Genomic DNA, 19,318 nt, shown 5'->3' on the forward strand with positions numbered 1-19,318 from the left:
GTTACTTCACGTCTTCGGTAATGCGTTGGATGAGTCGGTTGATGGCGGTGCTGACGGCGCCGGGGGCATCGAGAGGCGGCATGTGGCCGCTTTCAGGCAGCACCTGCATGTAGGCGTGCGGCCAGATCTCGTGGAGTTTCGCGCTCTGGGACACTGGGGTGACGGCGTCGTGGTCGCCGACGAGGATGTAGCCGGGGATGGTGCTGAGCACCTCGCCGGCGTCGAGTTCCGAGTGGTGCAGCAGATCCTCGAAGTAGCCTGCGTAGGTTTCCAGCGGGGTTTCGCGGATCATGGCGGCGTGGAATTGCACCAGCTGGTAGCTCATCGGCCGGAAGTAGAACCCGAGCGCGAGGATCGGGGTGAGCATGTCGGTGACGACTTGCCGCACGCCTTCCGCGAAGTGCGGGGTCACGGCGACGACGCCTTCGATGAAGCGGCCGATCGGCCCTGCCAGGATCTGTGGCAGGCCTTGGACGGTAAAGGGTTCGACCGCGCTGGAGATCTGCACCGAGCCCGCGAGGTTGAATTCGTGGTGGTAGCGCCGCATCATCGAAAGCGAAATCGGTCCGCCGAGTGAGTGCCCGACCACGATGGCGGGTCCGCGCACGTTGCGCTCACGCATGACGGCGGCGACGTCGTCGGCGGCGGCGTCGATAGTTAAGAGATCGGGGTCGACTTTGCCGGTCTGCCCGTGCCCGCGCAGGTCAAGCAACAGTTGGCGCACCCCGTGGCCTGCGACGTCTTCGGTTTGCAGGAAGAATTCTTCGGCGGCGATGTTGAAACCGTGGACGTAGACGACGGTGACGGCGTCGGGGTCCTCGGGGCCGAGTTCGTACCAGTGAATGTTGACTCGCTCTCCCCCGGCGTCGACTTCAAGGACGCCCTCGCGGTCGGGCTTGAGCCCGTATTCGCCGTCGCCGGTGTGCAGCAGTTCGCGGGTTTCCACGAGCTGTCGGCGCGCTTTGGGCGTCAGCGATCGGAGGTAGGCAACTGTTTGCAGCATGCTTCCACCTTATTATGTGGGTATGGAACTCTCACAACGCTTAGATTTGAGCGCCCTCAAGCTTGACGACGCCCCCTCCGACCCCACCGCGAACACCGAGGATGCCTCCGCGTTCGCTCAGCTCACGCGCCTCATTGAGCGCGTGACCGGCGAGGACACTGAAGGCCTGGATCGGGAGACCACGCTGGATGGGGCCGGGGTGGCGTCGTTAGATCGTATTGAGCTTGCGGTGCGCATCGAGCAAGAGCTTGGCGTGCCGATTGACGAGGAAACCTACCGGCAGCACTCGACGCTGGGTGAGCTCAGCGCCTACATTGAAGGGCACGAGGACTACAAAGGAGCGTAGCGTGACTATTTCCTATCTCACCGACATGGACGGCGTGCTGCACAAGGAAGGGCAGATGATTCCCGGCGCGGACGCCTTCATTCAGCGCCTGCACGATGAATCGATTCCGTTTATGGTGCTGACGAACAATTCGATGCAAACCCCGCGGGACCTCTCGGCGAAGCTGGTCCGGATGGGCTTGCAGATTGAGCCGGAGCGGATTTGGACGTCCGCGACTGCCACGGCAACCTTCCTGTCGCAGCAGGTCGGCGAGGGCTCGGCATACGTGATTGGCGAGGCCGGGATGACCACGGCACTGCACGAGGCCGGGTGGATCCTGACGGACCAGGATCCGGACTTTGTGGTGCTGGGTGAGACGCGCACCTATTCGTTTGAGGCGATCACGACGGCCTGCAACCTGATTTTGAAGGGTGCGCGGTTCATCGGTACTAACCCAGATCTGACGGGCCCCGGCCCGAACGGCATTCTCCCGGCGACGGGCGCGGTGGCTGCGATGATTACGTCGGTGACTGGGATGGAGCCGTACTACGTGGGCAAGCCGAATCCGGTGATGATGCGCTCGGCGCTGAACAATATCGGCGCGCACTCGGAGCACACGGTCATGATTGGTGACCGGATGGATACGGACGTGAAGTCCGGCCTGGAGGCCGGCATGCGCACACTGCTGGTGCGCACGGGAATTTCGGATGACGCCGAGATCGCCCGCTACCCGTACCGGCCAACGAAGGTGATCGATTCCGTTGCCCAGCTTGTGGACGTCATCACCGATCCTTTCGGCGACGGCGCGTACAGCTAGCCCTATCCTGCCGCTTCGACGCTGGCGCTGAAGCCGTATTCGGCGGCTAGCGCCGCGAGCGCGTCCGCGAAGCTGCGCGTGACGTCCGGGGTCGCGCGGAAGGTTTCGCGGCACTGGTAGGTGCCAGTACTGTCCCGGCGCCAGCGGGTGAACCAGGCGTCGTCCCAGAGCGCTTCCTGGTTGACTGGCGCGTCCGGGAGCAGGAGCAGGAGCTCTTCGACGCGCATACGCGCTGCGGCGGGCATGTCCTGGATGCTCATGACGGAGGTCGTCGGCGCGGCGCAGACAGAGCGCCACGTACGCGGGGCAACGAGAGTTGTTGTCATTTGTGGGGACCCTTCTGTGTGTGACAGTGCGGCGCACGCGCCCGGTGACTAGCCGGTTCCGCGCCCGCTGACTAGGCGGGCGCATCTTCGTGCGAGACGAGGTTCGTCTTCCCCAACGGCCTCTCGCATCACTTTGCATGACACGAGACACACCGGGCAACCCTCAACAACTGGTTGATCCCCCTGTTTACTGAAGCTCTACTTGAGGGTCAGGAGCTACCTGGCTGCTACCCCAGTGCCTTGACAGCGTCGAGCACCATGGCCCAGAACCGCTCGGCGTCGAGCTTCGTGGCCACGGAGGTGTGGCAGTCGGCGGGCGCGGGGCTACGGAAGTCCGCCACGGTGCGGCCGGTGGTGAGCAGGCCCTGCGTCTCGACGTCCACCGGTACCTTGACCGTCTCCACCACAGTTGGGTCGATGAGGTAGGCGACGCAGCACGGGTCGTGGACTGGCGGGTCATCAAAGCCCTGGGCGTCCTGGTAATTCTTGCGGAACGCACCGAAGAGCCCCACGACGAAGTCGCCAACATTCGTGCCCAGCGCAGCGAACTGCTCCTCGACCTCTTTCGTCGCCAGTGCCTGGTGCGTCAGATCAAGGCCAACCATGACGACGGGCCACTTCTCGTTGAAGACGATATGGGCGGCTTCAGGGTCGACGATGATGTTGAACTCCGCGCTTGGCGTCCAGTTGCCGGTGCCATACGCCCCACCCATCAGGACGACCTCCTTGACGCGCTCGACGATGCGCGGCTCCAGCCGGGCTGCAAGCGCGATGTTAGTCAACGGGCCTGTAGGTACCAGGGTGACGGTCCCGGCGGGCTCGCTCATGATCGTGTCGATGATGAACTGCACACCGTGCTTCTCCTGCACCGACAGCGCCGGCTCGGGAAGCTCGAAGCCGTGGATTTCCATGCCGGTGTCGCCATGAATGCCCTCGGCGGTTTCCACCTCGCGCAGGATCGGCCGGGTCGCACCCGCGTACAGCGGAACGTCCGTGAGCTTTGCCACGGTCAGCACCTGCGCCGCGTTACGCGTGACCTTCTCCAGCGTGTGGTTGCCACCGACGGTGGTCACGCCAAGGAGTTCAATGTTTGAGTTTCCGGCTGCGAGCAGGATGGCCACGGCGTCGTCGTGGCCTGGGTCGCAGTCGAGGATGATCTTGGTTGTCATTTACTGCACCTTCTTTCGTGCCGCGTCTTCTGCGGCGATCGTGTCAGGAAGCGATTCGGGGCGCGGGATGAGGAACGACGTGCAGAACGCGCCGATGAGCAGGACCGCGCCCGCGATCATGCCGGCGCGGTAGCCGCCGTTCTGGTCGGCGAACGTGGCCACCACCGCGAAGATCACGGTGAAGGAGATACCGGCGCCCAGGTTAAACGCGCCCGCGTTCAGGCCCGGCAGGTAGCCCTGGTTCGTCTTCGGCGCCAGCACCACGTGCAGCGACCCGAGCATGATGTTCGCGATACCCGCGTAGGTCACACCAGCGGCAACCGACAGCGCCAACAGCAGGCCCTTCGTCGGGTTGGACACCACGAACGTGCCGAAGACCACCGACAGGAACGCACCGGCGATACCGATCTGCAGCATGAGCTTGTAGCCCACCCGCCCGGCACAGAACCCGGCGATCGGGCCAAACACCAGGCCGGCCAGCGCGTACGGGGTCAGCGTCCACCAGGACACCACGCCCGCCGACATCCCCGGCCCGAACGTTTCGTCCTGAGCAAGGTTCGGGACCAGGCCGTTCATCACGGCGAAAATGCCGGTCATGGTCAGGGTGGTCGTCGTCAAGAGCGCCCACGTGCGCCGCTCCTTGAGCAGGTGCGGGGCAACCAGCGGGTGCTCCGTGGAGGACTCGATGCGCCAGAAGACCACCAGCGCCACCGCGCCGACCGCGAGCAAGACGATGACCATGAACCAGTTCGCGGCTGCCAACGCACCGGCCTCGTTCAGCGCGGTCAGGATCGCGCCGACAGCCACGACCAGCGGGACCACACCCTTCCAGTCCATGGCGTAGCCGGCGTCGGACTTCGTCTCACGCACACCAAAGTGCACGGCGAACACCGCCACGACCGCGAAGACGCCGATCACCCAGAACAGGGAGCGGAAGCCGAAGGCAGCTGTGAGCCAGCCGCCCATGATGGCGTCGATACCCGCGATACCACCGTTAATCGAGGTCAAGATGCCAATCAGCAGCGCGAACTGTTTCTCTTCGCGCACCTCCTGGCGCAGCATCACGGACGTCAGCGCGACCGTCGGCCCCGACACGCCCTGAATGACGCGCCCGATGAACAGCATGGTGACATTCGCCGCCAGCGCCGCAACCACCGAGCCAATCGCGGTGACCACCATCATGCCCACCAGCACTTTTCGACGCCCAATCAAATCTCCCCATCGTGGCATAAACAGGGAAAACAGGGCCGCAGCGGTAAAGAACGCGGTCTGCGTCAACCCGATCTGGGAGGTGGTGGCGTCGAGTTCGCGCTCCATCGTCGCCAGCGCGGGCGCCAGCATGGACGCGTTCAGCTGGAACGCGAAGACGGCGGTTAACAGGGCAAGCATGAGGGGCCAAACCTGGCCAGGCGGCAGGCGGTGGCCTGCTTCCGGGGGTGGCGTGTGTGTATCGTGCATGCCCCCGAGTCTAAAGCAGGGCGTTCCAGATGGCAGTGTTCGTTTCCTGCCACAAGGGCTTGGCCCACTCGCCGAACTGCTCGTCAGTGAGCGCGACCATGGCTTGGCCCTGCGCAACCCACAGATAGGTCCCCGCCATACCGAAGTGCCCCACCGTGTCGGCCGGCATGGTGTCCCCCGTCCAATGGGGGGACTTCTCCCCCTTAATCTCAAATCCGAGACCCCACGGGCATGGTTTTTGCATCCCGTAGCCTGGCACCACCCCACGCAAGTCCCCGAACTGGTTGCGGAACGCCTCCGCCACGGTGTCCGGGTGCAGCAGCGTGGGCTGCAGCAGTTCCGCAGCGAACTTGCTCAGGTCCGCGACGCTCGCGCGCGCCCCGTGGCCCGCGGAGCCTTCCAACACGGCGGTGTCCATCCCCAACGGTTCAAAGACACCTTCGTGCAGGTACTCCGGAAATGCGATGCCGGTGGTTTCCTCCACGAAGTCCGCAAGAATTTCGTAGCCAGCGGACGAGTAAATCCGCCGCTCCCCGACTGGCTTCTGCGGGCGCCTGCTATCGAAGCCGACGCCGCTGGCGTGCGACAGCAGGTGACGCACCGTGGAGCCATCCGGCCCGCACGGGGTGTCCAGCTCGAAGGCTCCCTCCTCCACCGCCAGCAGCACCCCGTACGCGGCGAGCAGTTTGGTCACGCTCGCCAGCTCGAACACCCGGTGCTGGTCCCCGTAGGTTTCTTCACACTTACCGACGAGCGCCGCCGCGCAGTGTTTCACCGGCCAGGACGCAAGGTGCTCTTCTAAAATCATGCCCACATGATAGCTACTTGCGCACCCACTCGACGCGCACTTCGTAGTCCTGCATCGCGGTGCCCTGCTTGAGCGCCTCCGCATGCGATGTCATGAGTTCCTCCACGCGCGTGTGCGCACGATCCAGCAGCCCCTCCTTGACCGCGCGGTCCGCCGCACGCGTCTTCTCCTCGGCGAGGAAGCCGGTGACGTCCTCCACCTTGACCTGGTTGAGCGGGTTCATCGACTGCTTGTACACCTGCACGCTCTTATCGTCGATCTCCGAGGAGGTCACGCTCACCTCCGGGACTCGCACCGTGATGGTCTGGGCGGCGTCGTCAATGTTGACGCCGATCGCCTCGACGTCCGCGATGCCCGCCTTGACGGTCCCGCTGTAGCTCAGCAGGAAGTTGCGCCCGGTCAGCGGCACTTTCACACCCGCGAGCTCAAGACCCTTATTGTCGTAGTTGCCCACGTTCGAGTACGCATACTCCTCAACCGAGAGTTCCCCCACCTGCCTAAACGACGCCCCTATCGACGCCTCACTGATTTCCTCCCGACCGACCTGCAGGCCGTTCGGGACCACAAACTTCAACACCGCAAACGCTGTAGCCAGCGCAACCACCAGCGCTGTGAGCACCAGCGCGCCTACTCGAAATCCTCTTTTTTCCACGCTGCAAGACTACAGCGACACGTTACCGCCCGATCTCATCGGGGGCACAGACCCGAATCTTGTCAACAAACTGCTGTGGCGCACCGCGGCCTCGCAGCGCGTCACCGTTGTAGCACGCGGAGTTCAGCCCGCGCTTCGACGTCCCATCCGGCAGCAGCGCCACCCAACGGTCTCCCTTGCGTTCAAACGGCACAATCCAGTCCGACTGCTTCTGCCCCGCCACGGCCCACTGGCCCTCGCAGTACATCACGGTCGTCCCCGTCACGCCTGGCCAGCCCGGCATCGCCGCATCAAAGGCCTGCGGAGAGCACTTATTTATCGACGCCCCTCCGAAGCCCAACGCCGCCAACCCCGGCACCGTCGACGACAACCCCGTCAGCCCAGCAACCACCTTCGGGTCCACGTTCGGGATCAACCCCTGCGACACCGCGAACGCAGCGCCCGCACCAACAGCGGCCAGGACACCAAGCGTGATCCCCGCAATTGCAGCCGGGCTCAGTTCCTCGCCGTCGGAGCTGCCGGAGCTACCGTCCTTCGTTGTCGTCTGCTGCGCCCCTTGCGTATTCTCCCCCGCCGAGTTCTCCTCCGACCACGCGACAGGCGCCTGGACGGCCGTCACGGACACAGCCGAAGCTACAGTGAGTGCAAGCAGTGAGTGTTTCATAGCGACTACCCTACAACCGCCCACCTTCCATGTCCACGAAACATGCCCCCACCTGGCGATTTTTCAATTTCCAACATCCGGGTTAAAGTATTGCTCGTTGCTTTCAAGCACATATTCCTCCATAGCTCAGTTGGCAGAGCATTCGACTGTTAATCGAAGGGTCACTGGTTCGAGCCCAGTTGGAGGAGCAACTACAACCCGAGGCGTTGCCTCGGGTTTTTGCGTTTCAGATTAGCGGTTCGGCAGACGGAGGCTCCACTCTCGTCGACCTACTCCGGTTGACCAACGCAGGTCAGCGCAAAATCGACAGAATAGCCCCAAATGATCGAAATCGCGCTGGCCTGCGTTGGTCGACGCTATGAGGTCGACGGGAGCAACGGGCACCCTTTCATAAAAGTCACCGCGATAACCCTCTTACCCCGACCGATGTAACAGTTCGAGTGATATTATTACTAAAGTGTGAAAATATCACACGGAATGTTACATAAAGGAGTAACGATGCCCCATCCCCGCCAAGACAACGCCCTACTAGTGCGCCGTATCCACAAGCAGCTAACAAAGCAGCACGACGAGCTACGCGAAGCAGTCGGTGTCGCGCTGGACTACCGCCGAAATCTGCCCTACGTCGATTACCTCGATGAGTACCCAGGGTTAGACCGTGAAGCCATGCTCGTAGCACTGCATCGGCAGTTCCGCGAGAGCGGACTCGGAGGTCTTAAACTCTGCGAAGCATCAGGGTTTCCCACCCGCCTATGGTTTGAGAACGACGACGCCTTCCTGGTGGTGCGCCGCAAGAAAGGATTCCGCAACTCCCCCATAGAGACCCCGGACCAACCCTTAATCGAAAACAAACGCCGTATCGTATTGTTCTGGGAGTTCCCGAAGCCGGAGACGGACTCGATTACCAAGTTTTCGATACAACTCTTCGACGGCGAAGGCACCCTTGAAGAGGCAAGGAAACTATCGCAAGAATTCCAGCTACTTACTCCCAACGAGAAGATCACCGAAGACAAGTTTTACCCAACACGCGCCGACGAACAAGAGTTCAACTTCGGCACCTAGAAAGCACCAGCTACATGTCCACTGCAAGCACAAACCTCAAACACATCAGAATTCTGCTTGGCTACACGCAAGGAGCCTTCGCCGCAGAGCTCGGGGTTTCGCAATCAACGCTTAGTAGCGTCGAACGCCAACGACGCAACCTGTCGCCACGGCTCCTGACTACCGCGCAGTTTGTCACCAAGGTTCCCCGCGAGTTCTTTGAAGAACCCATCGACTACTACGACTCACCGGACCTCCTGTTCCGAACAGCACGACTAGGGCAACCCGAATCGGAGAAAATCGCCACCGCGTTCTCGATTACCGAGCACTACCTCAAACGCCGCTTCCCCGACCAAACCAGCAGCCTGCCAAAGCTAGACCTGCCTGATCAACCACTAGACCAGATCGTCATCGAAGAAGCAGCCGCCCGCACCCGCGAACACCTACAACTCGCACCCGATACCGCTATCGGCAACCTGACAGCAGCACTGCACCAATGCGGTGTGATCGTCACATCACTTCCCGACGACGTTGTCGACGGCACCAACTTCGACGGCGTTTCCACCCCCACAGCAGCACCTCTGCGCGTCATTGCCCTCAACCGGCAACGTAGCGGCGACCGATACAGGTTTAGCCTTGCCCACGAACTCGGCCACCTCATCCTGCACACCGCAACAACCCGGCGCGACCTCCCTGTAATTGAGACTGAAGCCAACCAATTTGCGGGGGCATTGCTGATGCCCCCGCAGCTTGTCGCTGACAACGTCACACCAGAGGCGACGTTGTCTGACTATGCGCACCTGAAATCGCAGTGGGGCTGTTCTATTCAAGCGATTGTGCGACGAACCCATGAGCTCGAGCTGATTGACTACAAGCGCTACCGGAGTTTGCGCATGCAAATCTCCGGGCGCGGCTGGCAAGTTCACGAGCCTGTCCACGTGCTGATGGAGAACACCTTCGTCGATCCGGTTGATCTCACAGAGTTGACTCGCCTTAGCGCTGAGGCGGCGCCCGTGGAGTCACAGATTGCGAGCGTGACGCAATTGCCAACCACGCACCGCAAATAAGGAGATACCGTTGACGTCTGATTTCATTGCGCTGCTGGACATGGCTAGCGAGCTCGGCGTGTAGGTCGATGTCGATGACGCTGTATGGCTCGCAGGTGACGCTGGTGGCTAGTTCCCCAACTACGACCTGATTCTGCTTGCGCCCGGTCTGCGCCCAATCGAACGGCGCTACGCACTTGCACACGAGTCGGGGCACGCTACCCACGGGCGCCACGCAGGGATGAGCGAGTCGCTCCATGCCCGCCGAGAACGACAAGCTGACCAATTCGTTGCACCCCTGCCTGTCTCCCCGCTAGAGGCCGAGCTATGTGAACGCCTCTATCGGCACAACCCGAACCTGCTCGCACAAAACTAGACGCCACAACCTACGTTGTCACCACCTGGCAAGACCTTGATAGCGACCACGCAATCAGACAAAGACAACAAGCATAACCGCGAAACCTGCCTACTTGATCGAAACTGTAATACTTCTCTGAAAGCCATGAATAAACGCATCTACCTCTACGCCGACGAAACCGGAAACCTTGACTACGACGGGACACCGAACCCACAAGGTGGCGGAGCATCAACCTACTTCGGCTTCGGAACCGCCACATTCCAGCACGACACACACGGAGACGACCTCCTACAGGGTCTCCACCTACGCGCTAGTCGCTCCAAAGAAGGAATTAAGCTCACCCGCGGATTCCACGCCGTCGACGACTCTGCTAGAACGCGAAACGAAATGTTCAGCCTCATCCAAAAGCAAGCGCCCCGCTTCGATACAACCTTCCTGTACAAGTCAAACGCATACCCGCACATCAAAGATGCTGGACCAATGGGTCTCTACAAGACAGCCTGGTACTTACACCTCAAAGAAATCGCCCTCCAAGTTTCCGAGCCTCAAGACGAGCTGTTCGTCATTGTGGCAGAGTTCGGTACCAAAGGAATCAGAGAAGCTGCGCGACAAGCAGTAGAAGAAGTGTGCAGTCAGATACAGCGAAATATCACGCTATGTGTGTGGACCGCGCCCTCAGCGTGGGGATTGCAAGTAGCTGATTACGGTCTTTGGGCTGTGCAGCGGCATTTAGAAGGTAAGAAATGCACATGGTTTGAGCCGTGCATTAAACCGACGCTTGCGAGTTTGTTCCTTCCATGGGGGCGCCCATAAAACATAGAGAAGCTGGCTATCTCACCTATCGGGGTAAGAAGTCCTCCCCTGGAGGACTTATCGCCAGCATTGCCCTGATCATAACCAATAATGTCCACCGATTCAAGAGTTTTATGTGATGGTTCATACACAAACCGCTTCGCCTTTTCCATCTGCATGAAATCACTCTCCGAGCTCCAGGTTGTTCGCACACCCCATCGCTGATAAGGATGGCTCGACCTCGTGCGGTGGACCAGAGCTTGGTGAAAACGAAGAACGACTAAAACGAGGTGAAGCCGCCATTGACTGGCTCAGGGGAAAGCTTGCAAGACAGCGAATTAGCGAAAAACATGTAAAGAGCTTTTACAAAAGCCCACAGGCTTCATACCTCCACGGCGACGAGTGAGGGATTGCAACCACCCTCTTGCAACATGCCATTTCAGGCTTTTCCAATGTTTATGACATGCTGTACACATGAGAAAAACAACTATCGCAGCAGCCCTCGCCTGCTCGCTCGCGCTCGGTGTCGCAGCACCAGCACACGCCGCTCCTGAAAGTCCTGTCCCGACAACCACCACAACCTCCAAGCCGGAGACCCCTTCAGAAGGGCTTTCCGACGGCGCCATCGCCGCCATCGCAGTCACAAGCATCCTCGCGGTACTGGGCATCGGCGCTGGTGCTACGTTCTGGGCGGTCCAGCAACGCATCATCCCGAATCCACTGCCAGGCATTATCCCTGGACCACCAGCAAAGAAGCCTGCCCCGAAGCCAGCTCCTGCTCCAAAACCAGCACCGAAACCCGCACCGGCACCGAAGCCTGCCCCTGCCCCAAAGCCAGTCCCGGCTCCAGCCCCGAAGCAGGCACCCGCGCCGGCACGCAGTGGCAAGCTGCCTGCCAATGGTCACTACAAGTCCTGCGCAGAAGCCCGCCGCGCGGGTGTCACCCCGATCTACAGCCACGAGCCTGGCTACCGTTCGAAGCTCGACCGTGACGGCGACGGCGTCGCCTGCGAATAGCCCCCGCCCGCAGCAGACGCAATTCTGTTCACAAAATCCCGACTCAGCTTTCGGCGACTACTCCGACCCCAAAAGCACCCGAAAGCCCCCCGACCCACAGCGCTACTTCGCCACGAAGTAGCGCTGCTTGTTCACAAACTCATCCATCCCGAGCGGCCCGAGCTCGCGTCCGAAGCCGGAGTTCTTCACGCCGCCGAACGGCAGCCCGGCACCACGCGCCTGCGGGATGTTGACGTGGATCATGCCGGTGACAACCTGGTTGGCCACCTTCTTCGCGCGCTCCTCATCGGTGGAGAACACCGCGCCGCCGAGTCCGTAGCGGGAGTTGTTTGCCAGCTCCACGGCTTCCTCATCGGAGGACACCTTGTAGATCTCCACGACGGGCCCGAAGAACTCCTCGTAGTAGGAGTCGGAGCCAACTGGGATGTCGGTGATGACAGCCGGGGTGAAGTAAGCACCTTCCCCGGTGAGTTCGCCTCCGCAGTGGAGGGTGGCGCCGGCGTCGACGGCTGCGGCGACTTGGTCGCGAAGCGTTTCGGCGGCCTCCCGGGAGGACAGTGGGTAGTAGCAGCCTCGCTCTGGCGTAAGCGGATCACCCTGGCGAAGTGCAGACACGGCGTCCACCATCTTGGAAACGAACTCGTCGTAGATGTCGTCCATGACGATGATGCGCTTGTTGGAGGTGCATGCTTGGCCGACGTTGCTCATGCGCTTCTTCATGGCGGTGCGCACTTCGCGATCAATGTCGTCGGTGTCAAGGACGATGTAGGCGTCGGTACCGCCGAGTTCCAGCAGGGCCTTCTTCAGGTTGGCACCTGCGGCCTTCGCCACGGCCTTGCCTGCCCCCTCGGAACCGGTGAGCGATACTCCTTGCACTCGTGGGTCCGCGAGCAGGTCTTCGATCTGGCTGTGGCTAATGCGACGGTAGTTGAACACGCCTTCGGGCACGCCGGCGTCGTCGAAGATCTGCTGGATTGCTTCGGCGGAGCGCGGGCAGATGGACGCGTGCTTGAGGATGATGGTGTTGCCCGCCATCAGCGTCGGCGCCGCGAAGCGCGCGACTTGGTAGTACGGGAAGTTCCACGGCATCACGCCGACGATCACGCCGAGCGGCACCTTACGGATCACGATGTCCCCACCGTCGTGCGGCAGCGGTTCGTCCGCGCCGAATTCGGCGCCGTGGTCTGCGTAGTAGTTGCAGATTTCCACGCATTCGCTGACTTCCCCGTCGCCTTGGTTGATGGCCTTGCCCATCTCTTCGGCGATGATTTTCACGAGGGTGTCGCGGCGCTCGTCGAAAAGCTGGGCGACTTTGCGCAGGTATGCGGCGCGTTCCTCGTAACTGAGGGCACTCCATGTCTTGTACGCAGCGTCGGCGCGCTGGAGGGTGTCCTGCAGCTCTTGGTCGGTGGTCTGCTCATACGTTGCGACGATCTCATTCGTCGCCGGGTTTTGTACTCGATATGTCGTAGCCATGGCCCCACGCTACAGCTTCTTCCCACTTTTCGACGTCCATTCACCCACCTTTACGCCAGTTCCCAGATACGCAAGCTGCAGATTTCCATTGTTCTGTAACATACGCTAGAGTGTCTTTCGCACCTAGTGCGTATTCCTCCATAGCTCAGTTGGCAGAGCATTCGACTGTTAATCGAAGGGTCACTGGTTCGAGCCCAGTTGGAGGAGCAAAGCGAAAGGCCCGAGGTTTCCGCATCCTCGGGCCTTTCGCTTACCCTGATGGTATCCCACACCTTTGAACCGAGAGGTCAACCATGAGTTACGCCACCCAGTCTCAACCGCAACAGTCTTCTTCGAAAACCAAAACAGTGCTCGCTTGGATCGCGATAGCGTTCGGCATCATCCTGTTGCTTTTGGGTGAAATTGGCGGCATCCTGCTCGCGGCAGCATTCATTGTGCCGGGTGCCTGGTGGTTGCGGTGCGAGGCCCAAGATAAAAAGCACTACAACGAGACACAAGAAGCCACCGCGAATCACGAGCAGTTGCGCACGCTACTAGATCCCCAGCGCGACTCGTTGGTCCTCAACAGCATGGGCGATGCGCCACAGTTCACCCCAGTAAACCGCAGGTGGCCTTTTGTTTGGCTGACAGCACTGGTGCTGTTTATTGCCGGTGGTAGCCTCATTCCCGAATCTGGATCCACCACAAACACGGAGCCCACTCGGGCAAGCATGGACCCGACCACAACCACGTCTGCCACGAGTGAATCCACCTCAGCAGCAACCACTACAACACACACGTCGACGACCAGCTCTACTCACAGCAGCTCTTCCCCGAGCAGTATGACAACCGAGGAGACCACGGCAAGCATCGCCAAATTTGCAGACATTCCGACCGAAGAACCTTCACAAGCTCCCGCGCCCGAGCCCGTAATTGAGCAACCCGTACCCGCTGCGCCTGCGCCGGCCCGTGTTTACTACGCCAACTGCTCCGAAGCACGCGCAGCTGGCGCCGCTCCAATTTATGAAGGACAGCCTGGCTACAGCAGGAAGCTCGATCGCGACGGCGATGGCATCGCTTGCGAATAGTGGGTCAAACTTGCTGCTCCTACCCATCACTCGGCGATCAGACCCAGATACTCACGAAGGAATCTGACATGCGATTCGACTACTGGACCGTTCGGGCAGTCCCCCAGCCGATGGGGATCACCACCATCGGCGTGGGTGTAATCGTGCTCGATCCACACACGGGACAATCGCAGTTCAGATTCAAGGATGCCCACCGAGCGTTCACTGAATCTGATAATCGAGACGCGGTCAAACATGCACTGCAAAACTTTAAGGACGAGCTAGAACAGCTTTCTGCTCCTACAGAACCTCTCTACCTTGGGGATCGCTATTCACTTCGTGGCTACTTAACTTTTGTTGGTAGCCATTGGATGAACATAATCCGAGTCGACCAGGTCCGAAGCATGGATGCAGCAAACATCTCCGAAGCAACCCAGTTGCTTTTTGACACTTTGATTGGCGGCCAAGCGCAAAGCGATGCCAAACCGGGAGTCCGCCAGTTGAAGAGGGAAATCCGCACTGTATACCGCTCGTTCCCGGAACTCGGAAAAGCCACAGTTCCGGATGCCGATGTCTCCGTTGCCAGGCGCGAGCTCGATCTCAACCTCGCCGTAGTGCGAGAAGACACCGTATTAGAACTGAATCAAGCTTTTAATTTCCAAGTAGATAACCCTGCTAAAACGTGGTCTCACATCGATGCGTGGACGCTGAAGATCGATAAACTGCGCCAGGAAGGAGGCAAGCTTAAGTACAACGACTCCTCACTCGAGATTGGCAAGGACCACCTTTCGGTCACTGCGGTCGCCCTGGACCCGGCTACAACGGCCCAGCGAAAAAATTACGAACTGTTCAGGGACTTTTGCCATGATCTCAACGTGATGCTCATTAGTAGCAGCCGAGTGGGAGAGCATGCCGAGAGCCTTAACCGTCGTCTCAGTGCCTAACTGGGGACCTTGTGCGATGTAGGGAACTTCAATCGCGAAACCTGGTTACTGAACGTGCCACGGTGTTGGCCGGCTTTGTCTTTGAGCTGGGGCCTGAGCAGAGGCGTGTTTGGTGTATTGGTGATGTGATTCCAGCAGGTATCTAGGCATTTTGTGTAGCGAGAGTTATTTTGAGTCCTAGGGCTTTCATGATTTTCGTGATAGCCGCAAAGGACGGGTTGCCGTCTTTTGATAGTGACTTGTAGAGGGATTCACGGTTGAGTTGAGTTTCTTTAGCGAGCTGGCTCATGCCGTGTGCCCTTGCAATGTCACGCAAAACCACCTGTACGGTTTTCGTATCGCCGTCTTCGAGTGCGATAGCCAGGTAATCGTTTATTGCTTCTTGGCTATCGAGATATTTGCTTGCATCGAACGCTGAAAATGTTACTTCCTTCACGACTGTTCCTCCCTTACCTGTTGTGCGAGCTGTTGAGCGGTTCGAATATCTTTAGCCTGGCTGGTTTTATCTCCTCCGGCCAGCAGGAAAACCGTTATTGCGCCTAGTTGGGTGTAGTACACACGGTAGCCGGGCCCGAAATGAAATCTCATCTCGCTCACCTTCTCGCCAACGGGTTTGATGTCTCCAATCATTGTTCCGTGGGCTTCGCATCGGGCTATTGCATACAAAATGCGTCGCTGAGCATGTTTGTCTTTTAGCTCACCTAATCAGGTGTCAAACAAGCTACTGGAAATAATCTCCACGCGCCCAAGTGTAGCCTACAAGCTACAAAGGTCAAGGGGAGAAAACATCTCTCATGGCTGACTCCTCTTCCGGTTTGAGGGTTGGTTTGGAGGGTGAACGGGAGTTTAAGCGAGCTATCACCGACATCACCGACATCAACCGCGAGATGCGGGTACTTGGGCCGACTCGCTCATGGTCAATAGCGCCCAACTCGCCCCACCCCAGATACACTGACCCCATCGATCCCCCGAAAACCGGAGTCCGCCCATGCCAAACGCAGACGACCTCGAGGCCCGCGTACAGCTCCTGGAGCGTGCGCTCGCGAAGCTCCTTGGCACCGATGATTTCGAGGCGTTCCTCACCGAAACCCGAGCGGAGCAGTCCCCACCCAAACCCACAACGCCACCGCAACCACCGCAACCATCACAAACACCAGCACCCGAAGACCTCACCACAGTCACCAACTCCTCCTCCCCCGACGCAAAGCTGCGACTGTTCGCCGACTACTTCCGCGGCCGCGAGGACGTGTACGCCACCGCATGGCAGAACGGCGAGAAGAAGGGCTGGTCACCAGCATCTTACGGACGCTACGACCGCAACAATCCAAACCTGAAGCCGCTCACTCCGCAGGTCCTCGAGCAGCATCTGCGCCGCGACAACAACCTTCACGTCGGGCTCTACCCACTATGCAAGGGCGACACCTGCTTCCTCCTCGCCTGCGATTTCGACGACGCCGACTTCCGCACCGCCGCCCGCCTGTATGCCGAGACCTGTCGCGAGTACGGCCTCGACCCGCTCATCGAAGTCTCCCGTTCCGGCACCGGTGCTCACGTGTGGCTCTTCTTCAGCGAGCCCGTCCCGGCTGCCCTCGCACGCGCCGTGGGAACCGGCCTGCTCGCTAAGGCCAGCCCGAAGCAGTTCTTCACCAGCTTCGATCGCTTCTTCCCTTCCCAGGACACGCTGCCCGGCAAACGCCGCGGCTTCGGCAACCTCATTGCGCTCCCACTCGCAGGTCAACATCGCGCCCAGCAGCGCACCATCTTTGTCGACGCCTCCTTCGAGCCCACCGACGATCAATTCGCCACCCTCGCCTCCACTACCAAAGCGTCTAAGTCCCAGCTCAAAAAGATTGCCGCTCGCCTGCAGCCAGATCCAGAGACCCAGCTCCCCCAACCGCCTACCAAAGCCGAGCTCAAAGCGCTCAATCAAACCGGCAAAGTACTCATCACCCACGATTCCCGAGTACACATCTCGCTCGAAGGCGTCGACGGCACTACAGCCACCGCACTTCGTCACCTCGGCGCGATCCCCAACCCGCAGTTCTACATCCGCCAGGCCCAGCGGCTGTCCACTTTCCAAACGCCTCGCCTCATCGTCCGTTTCGATGAGCACGATAACACCCTCACCCTGGATCGCGGCGCGCTCGACGACGCCATCACCATCCTCAAAACCGCTGGTTACACCGTGACCCGTCGCGGCAAAACGCCAAAGCCACGCACAATGGAGGCCACATTTACCGGCGAGCTGTACTCCAAGCAGCGTGACGCTGTCGCCGCCATGCGAAAACACCCCACTGGTGTGCTCGTCGCGCCACCGGGTGCGGGCAAGACCGTGATGGCTTGCGCGCTGATCGCACACCGCCAAGTGCCGACCGCAATCATCGTTCCCAATGTAGAACTCGCCACGCAGTGGCGCGAAGCACTCACCAAATTTCTTGACGGCCCCACCATCGGCCAGTACGGCGGCAACTCCAAGAAACTCAGCGGAGACATCGACATTGTCACCGCCCAGTCCATCAGCCGAGCCGACTCACGCACCGACTTCCTCACCGACTACGGCTACATCATCATTGACGAATGCCACCGTGTCGGCGCCGCCGGCCTCACCCGCGCCCTCGCAGATCTCAACGTCCGCTTCATCAACGGTCTTACCGCCACCCCGTACCGCTCCGACGGACTCGACGCCCTCCTACCCTTGATCTGCGGTCCTATTCGCCACACGATGGAGCTCGAGCACGCCGGTCCCAAGCATTACGTTGTACAGACCACGGAGTTCACCTACGACGAGCCCCACCTCTACTGGCCAGATCTCGACAATGCCCTCGCCGCCGATAGTGCCCGCAACGCGCTCATTGCCGAAACCATCGCCCGCGCCACCACCGATGGAAGCAATGTCCTTGTGCTGGTCAAGCGCCGCGAGCACATCAGCGCCCTCGAAGGGCTTCTCACCCACAATTATCCCGACCTCCCCGTGCCTGTGTTTACGCTCCACGGTGCGCAGTCTTCCAAGGACCGCAAAGCCACCCGAAAGGCCCTCGACAGCACGCCGCAGTTCATCCTTATTGCCATGACACAGATCGCAGGCGAAGGTGTGGACCTCCCAGCCCTCGACGCCCTTATCCTCGCAGCTCCTGTCGCATTCAAAGGCAACGTCATCCAACAGATCGGGCGCGTCACCCGCGGCACGGAAAGCACCGCCACCGTTTTCGATTTCCATGACCATCATGTCCCTGCGCTCACCGCAGCGTTCCGCAAACGCAGCGCGGTTATTCGCAAGCAGGGGTTCATTTAGACAAGTCCTTTCGACGCGACTATACCTCCTCCGAGAATACCGACCAAAGGACTACATAGATTGAATCACGTTCGAGAATCCAACCCATAAACGCACGTGACGCCTAACAACATCGACATTTACAGAGTTAGAAGGCCATAAGCAACGCTAACCATTTACAGCACTGGCATATGAACCAAAGAGTCCCACGCCACCTTGCGCCCCTTCCAAAACTTGAAAACATCTACCAATAGGACAATAATCTATTCCAAATAAAATATTGGCCCATCATAGAAAGGCACACCATGAGTCAATTCATAGAAAACAGTTTCAACAACGCTAATTTCCATGGCAGTTTTAACCAGAATAACTTCAATACCAGGAGGGACATCAGGGCACTTACCGAGGCTGAGCTTCAACAGGAATTACAGCATCGGAAAGCTCGAATCGCAGCTACGCGAAGGATCGCAACTAGAGAAGCAATCACCATTTTCACAGTCGGCATTATATTATTCCTAACGAGCATTTTCAGCTTTAAGTTCAGCAACTATGAAAACATGTCACAACTGGCAGCCGCGCTCCTGGAGGGGGCGGCGGGAAATGCAGTATACGAAACACTATGCAGAGTAATTGCACTCCTGTTCGGTACGGCTATGACCATCTCTAGCGGAAACTTGCGATTCCGCAATCCAGAAATCGCCAAAGAAAAACGCGGGCTTAAGTTAGTTAAGTCCGAGCTAGCACGAGAACGCCTGACAGAAAAGAGAAAATGGTTATAAAGTATCTCGCTTCTACATGCCCTACACACATTCAAACGTAAGGATCCAACCAACCAGCTCAACTCCGGGCAAACGTCAACGTTCGATATGAGTCCCAAAACCTTGTGGGGCCAGCGGGGCTCGAACCCGCGACCAGCGGATTATGAGTCCGCGGCTCTAACCGACTGAGCTATAGCCCCTTCCATGAACAGCGCTCAACGGCACTAGTTCCGAAAACACATTACAACATGTCCAAAACAATTTGAAATGGCCCTTACAGTTGCTACCATCAAACAGTTAAGGTATCAGCAAATTCAGCAGTTTCTAGAGCCAGATAAGGAATCCAG

At 59.4% G+C, this 19,318-nt stretch carries 19 protein-coding genes, 3 tRNA genes and 1 pseudogene; 12 read left to right on the plus strand and 11 right to left on the minus strand.

What is annotated here, in order from left to right; translation table 11 throughout:
* Position 1 precedes the first annotated feature (1 nt).
* Positions 2 to 1,003, minus strand: coding sequence for an alpha/beta fold hydrolase (locus tag ACXIUA_RS09395; RefSeq protein ID WP_457976667.1), 1,002 nt, complete (start codon positions 1,001 to 1,003; stop codon positions 2 to 4).
* Positions 1,004 to 1,025: 22 nt separating this feature from the next.
* Here ACXIUA_RS09395 and ACXIUA_RS09400 point away from each other — a divergent pair, with 22 nt between their 5' ends.
* Both ACXIUA_RS09400 and ACXIUA_RS09405 read left to right on the plus strand, forming a co-directional pair.
* Complete coding sequence (locus ACXIUA_RS09400) at positions 1,026 to 1,349, plus strand: acyl carrier protein (RefSeq protein WP_457976668.1); 324 nt, start codon at positions 1,026 to 1,028, stop codon at positions 1,347 to 1,349.
* Between the two features lies 1 nt (position 1,350).
* On the plus strand, positions 1,351 to 2,145 hold the full coding sequence (locus ACXIUA_RS09405) for an HAD-IIA family hydrolase (protein ID WP_255365820.1): 795 nt from the start codon (positions 1,351 to 1,353) through the stop codon (positions 2,143 to 2,145).
* A gap of 2 nt (positions 2,146 to 2,147) precedes the next feature.
* Here the strand turns inward: ACXIUA_RS09405 and ACXIUA_RS09410 are convergent, their stop codons facing one another.
* The 6 genes from ACXIUA_RS09410 to ACXIUA_RS09435 form a co-directional block, all read right to left on the minus strand.
* Positions 2,148 to 2,471: a hypothetical protein gene (locus ACXIUA_RS09410; RefSeq protein ID WP_284818820.1), complete on the minus strand. Its 324-nt coding sequence runs from the start codon at positions 2,469 to 2,471 to the stop codon at positions 2,148 to 2,150.
* Between the two features lie 227 nt (positions 2,472 to 2,698).
* Positions 2,699 to 3,640, minus strand: coding sequence for a uridine-preferring nucleoside hydrolase UriH (gene uriH, locus ACXIUA_RS09415; protein WP_457976669.1), 942 nt, complete (start codon positions 3,638 to 3,640; stop codon positions 2,699 to 2,701).
* The gene (gene uriT / locus ACXIUA_RS09420; RefSeq protein ID WP_070477959.1) at positions 3,641 to 5,098 is read right to left on the minus strand and encodes a uridine transporter UriT; all 1,458 of its coding nucleotides are present in this window, start codon (positions 5,096 to 5,098) and stop codon (positions 3,641 to 3,643) included. It abuts the gene before it with no gap.
* Between the two features lie 10 nt (positions 5,099 to 5,108).
* Positions 5,109 to 5,906, minus strand: a complete 798-nt coding sequence (locus ACXIUA_RS09425; protein WP_256042279.1) for a serine hydrolase domain-containing protein — start codon at positions 5,904 to 5,906, stop codon at positions 5,109 to 5,111.
* A gap of 13 nt (positions 5,907 to 5,919) precedes the next feature.
* Positions 5,920 to 6,558: a DUF4230 domain-containing protein gene (locus tag ACXIUA_RS09430; RefSeq protein WP_256042278.1), complete on the minus strand. Its 639-nt coding sequence runs from the start codon at positions 6,556 to 6,558 to the stop codon at positions 5,920 to 5,922.
* Between the two features lie 22 nt (positions 6,559 to 6,580).
* Positions 6,581 to 7,222: a hypothetical protein gene (locus tag ACXIUA_RS09435; RefSeq protein WP_256042277.1), complete on the minus strand. Its 642-nt coding sequence runs from the start codon at positions 7,220 to 7,222 to the stop codon at positions 6,581 to 6,583.
* A gap of 115 nt (positions 7,223 to 7,337) precedes the next feature.
* On the opposite strand from ACXIUA_RS09435, the gene ACXIUA_RS09440 reads away from it, so the two are divergent.
* From ACXIUA_RS09440 to ACXIUA_RS09460, 5 genes are all read left to right on the plus strand, one after another.
* Positions 7,338 to 7,410, plus strand: a tRNA-Asn gene (locus tag ACXIUA_RS09440).
* A 310-nt stretch (positions 7,411 to 7,720) separates the two neighbouring features.
* Positions 7,721 to 8,284 carry a hypothetical protein gene (locus ACXIUA_RS09445; protein ID WP_070362139.1) on the plus strand — a complete coding sequence of 188 codons (564 nt, stop codon included), beginning with the start codon at positions 7,721 to 7,723 and terminating at the stop codon, positions 8,282 to 8,284.
* Positions 8,285 to 8,298: 14 nt separating this feature from the next.
* Positions 8,299 to 9,330, plus strand: coding sequence for an XRE family transcriptional regulator (locus tag ACXIUA_RS09450; RefSeq protein ID WP_070362138.1), 1,032 nt, complete (start codon positions 8,299 to 8,301; stop codon positions 9,328 to 9,330).
* Between the two features lie 481 nt (positions 9,331 to 9,811).
* On the plus strand, positions 9,812 to 10,480 hold the full coding sequence (locus ACXIUA_RS09455) for a DUF3800 domain-containing protein (protein WP_070362137.1): 669 nt from the start codon (positions 9,812 to 9,814) through the stop codon (positions 10,478 to 10,480).
* A 453-nt stretch (positions 10,481 to 10,933) separates the two neighbouring features.
* The gene (locus ACXIUA_RS09460; protein ID WP_457976670.1) at positions 10,934 to 11,476 is read left to right on the plus strand and encodes an excalibur calcium-binding domain-containing protein; all 543 of its coding nucleotides are present in this window, start codon (positions 10,934 to 10,936) and stop codon (positions 11,474 to 11,476) included.
* Positions 11,477 to 11,578: 102 nt separating this feature from the next.
* Here ACXIUA_RS09460 and ACXIUA_RS09465 read toward each other — a convergent pair whose 3' ends face one another.
* A complete protein-coding gene (locus tag ACXIUA_RS09465) occupies positions 11,579 to 12,952 on the minus strand; it encodes an NAD-dependent succinate-semialdehyde dehydrogenase (protein ID WP_457976672.1) in 1,374 nt (457 codons plus the stop codon).
* 134 nt (positions 12,953 to 13,086) lie between these two features.
* On the opposite strand from ACXIUA_RS09465, the gene ACXIUA_RS09470 reads away from it, so the two are divergent.
* The 3 genes from ACXIUA_RS09470 to ACXIUA_RS09480 all read left to right on the plus strand — a co-directional run bounded on the left by ACXIUA_RS09470 (position 13,087) and on the right by ACXIUA_RS09480 (position 14,942).
* Positions 13,087 to 13,159, plus strand: a tRNA-Asn gene (locus ACXIUA_RS09470).
* 86 nt (positions 13,160 to 13,245) lie between these two features.
* Complete coding sequence (locus ACXIUA_RS09475; RefSeq protein WP_457976673.1) at positions 13,246 to 14,019, plus strand: excalibur calcium-binding domain-containing protein; 774 nt, start codon at positions 13,246 to 13,248, stop codon at positions 14,017 to 14,019.
* Between the two features lie 68 nt (positions 14,020 to 14,087).
* Complete coding sequence (locus ACXIUA_RS09480; protein WP_457976674.1) at positions 14,088 to 14,942, plus strand: hypothetical protein; 855 nt, start codon at positions 14,088 to 14,090, stop codon at positions 14,940 to 14,942.
* A gap of 142 nt (positions 14,943 to 15,084) precedes the next feature.
* On the opposite strand, the gene ACXIUA_RS09485 is transcribed toward ACXIUA_RS09480, so the two are convergent.
* Together ACXIUA_RS09485 and ACXIUA_RS09490 are read right to left on the minus strand one after the other, a co-directional pair.
* Positions 15,085 to 15,378 (minus strand): addiction module antidote protein, encoded by a 294-nt coding sequence (locus ACXIUA_RS09485; RefSeq protein ID WP_457976675.1) that lies wholly within the window; start codon positions 15,376 to 15,378, stop codon positions 15,085 to 15,087.
* Positions 15,375 to 15,629, minus strand: a pseudogene (locus ACXIUA_RS09490) (type II toxin-antitoxin system RelE/ParE family toxin); the annotation flags it as partial. The gene ACXIUA_RS09485 and the pseudogene ACXIUA_RS09490, both read right to left, overlap by 4 nt.
* A gap of 301 nt (positions 15,630 to 15,930) precedes the next feature.
* Between ACXIUA_RS09490 and ACXIUA_RS09495 the strand changes: the two are divergent.
* Positions 15,931 to 18,234 carry a TOTE conflict system archaeo-eukaryotic primase domain-containing protein gene (locus ACXIUA_RS09495; RefSeq protein ID WP_457976676.1) on the plus strand — a complete coding sequence of 768 codons (2,304 nt, stop codon included), beginning with the start codon at positions 15,931 to 15,933 and terminating at the stop codon, positions 18,232 to 18,234.
* 284 nt (positions 18,235 to 18,518) lie between these two features.
* The gene (locus ACXIUA_RS09500; protein ID WP_457976677.1) at positions 18,519 to 18,992 is read left to right on the plus strand and encodes a hypothetical protein; all 474 of its coding nucleotides are present in this window, start codon (positions 18,519 to 18,521) and stop codon (positions 18,990 to 18,992) included.
* Between the two features lie 105 nt (positions 18,993 to 19,097).
* On the opposite strand, the gene ACXIUA_RS09505 is transcribed toward ACXIUA_RS09500, so the two are convergent.
* Positions 19,098 to 19,171: transfer RNA gene (locus ACXIUA_RS09505), tRNA-Ile, on the minus strand.
* Positions 19,172 to 19,318 lie beyond the last annotated feature (147 nt).

This window comes from Corynebacterium sp. UMB8791 (assembly GCF_054166365.1).

Excerpts from the sequence above, each read along its gene's own strand:
- ACXIUA_RS09395 (WP_457976667.1), bottom strand. The coding sequence starts at position 1,003 with ATGCTGCAAACAGTTGCCTACCTCCGATCGCTGACGCCCAAAGCGCGC.
- ACXIUA_RS09400 (WP_457976668.1), top strand. The coding sequence starts at position 1,026 with ATGGAACTCTCACAACGCTTAGATTTGAGCGCCCTCAAGCTTGACGAC.
- ACXIUA_RS09410 (WP_284818820.1), bottom strand. The coding sequence starts at position 2,471 with ATGACAACAACTCTCGTTGCCCCGCGTACGTGGCGCTCTGTCTGCGCC.
- uriH (WP_457976669.1), bottom strand. The coding sequence starts at position 3,640 with ATGACAACCAAGATCATCCTCGACTGCGACCCAGGCCACGACGACGCC.
- uriT (WP_070477959.1), bottom strand. The coding sequence starts at position 5,098 with ATGCACGATACACACACGCCACCCCCGGAAGCAGGCCACCGCCTGCCG.
- ACXIUA_RS09425 (WP_256042279.1), bottom strand. The coding sequence starts at position 5,906 with ATGATTTTAGAAGAGCACCTTGCGTCCTGGCCGGTGAAACACTGCGCG.
- ACXIUA_RS09435 (WP_256042277.1), bottom strand. The coding sequence starts at position 7,222 with ATGAAACACTCACTGCTTGCACTCACTGTAGCTTCGGCTGTGTCCGTG.
- ACXIUA_RS09445 (WP_070362139.1), top strand. The coding sequence starts at position 7,721 with ATGCCCCATCCCCGCCAAGACAACGCCCTACTAGTGCGCCGTATCCAC.
- ACXIUA_RS09450 (WP_070362138.1), top strand. The coding sequence starts at position 8,299 with ATGTCCACTGCAAGCACAAACCTCAAACACATCAGAATTCTGCTTGGC.
- ACXIUA_RS09455 (WP_070362137.1), top strand. The coding sequence starts at position 9,812 with ATGAATAAACGCATCTACCTCTACGCCGACGAAACCGGAAACCTTGAC.
- ACXIUA_RS09460 (WP_457976670.1), top strand. The coding sequence starts at position 10,934 with ATGAGAAAAACAACTATCGCAGCAGCCCTCGCCTGCTCGCTCGCGCTC.
- ACXIUA_RS09465 (WP_457976672.1), bottom strand. The coding sequence starts at position 12,952 with ATGGCTACGACATATCGAGTACAAAACCCGGCGACGAATGAGATCGTC.
- ACXIUA_RS09475 (WP_457976673.1), top strand. The coding sequence starts at position 13,246 with ATGAGTTACGCCACCCAGTCTCAACCGCAACAGTCTTCTTCGAAAACC.
- ACXIUA_RS09480 (WP_457976674.1), top strand. The coding sequence starts at position 14,088 with ATGCGATTCGACTACTGGACCGTTCGGGCAGTCCCCCAGCCGATGGGG.
- ACXIUA_RS09495 (WP_457976676.1), top strand. The coding sequence starts at position 15,931 with ATGCCAAACGCAGACGACCTCGAGGCCCGCGTACAGCTCCTGGAGCGT.
- ACXIUA_RS09500 (WP_457976677.1), top strand. The coding sequence starts at position 18,519 with ATGAGTCAATTCATAGAAAACAGTTTCAACAACGCTAATTTCCATGGC.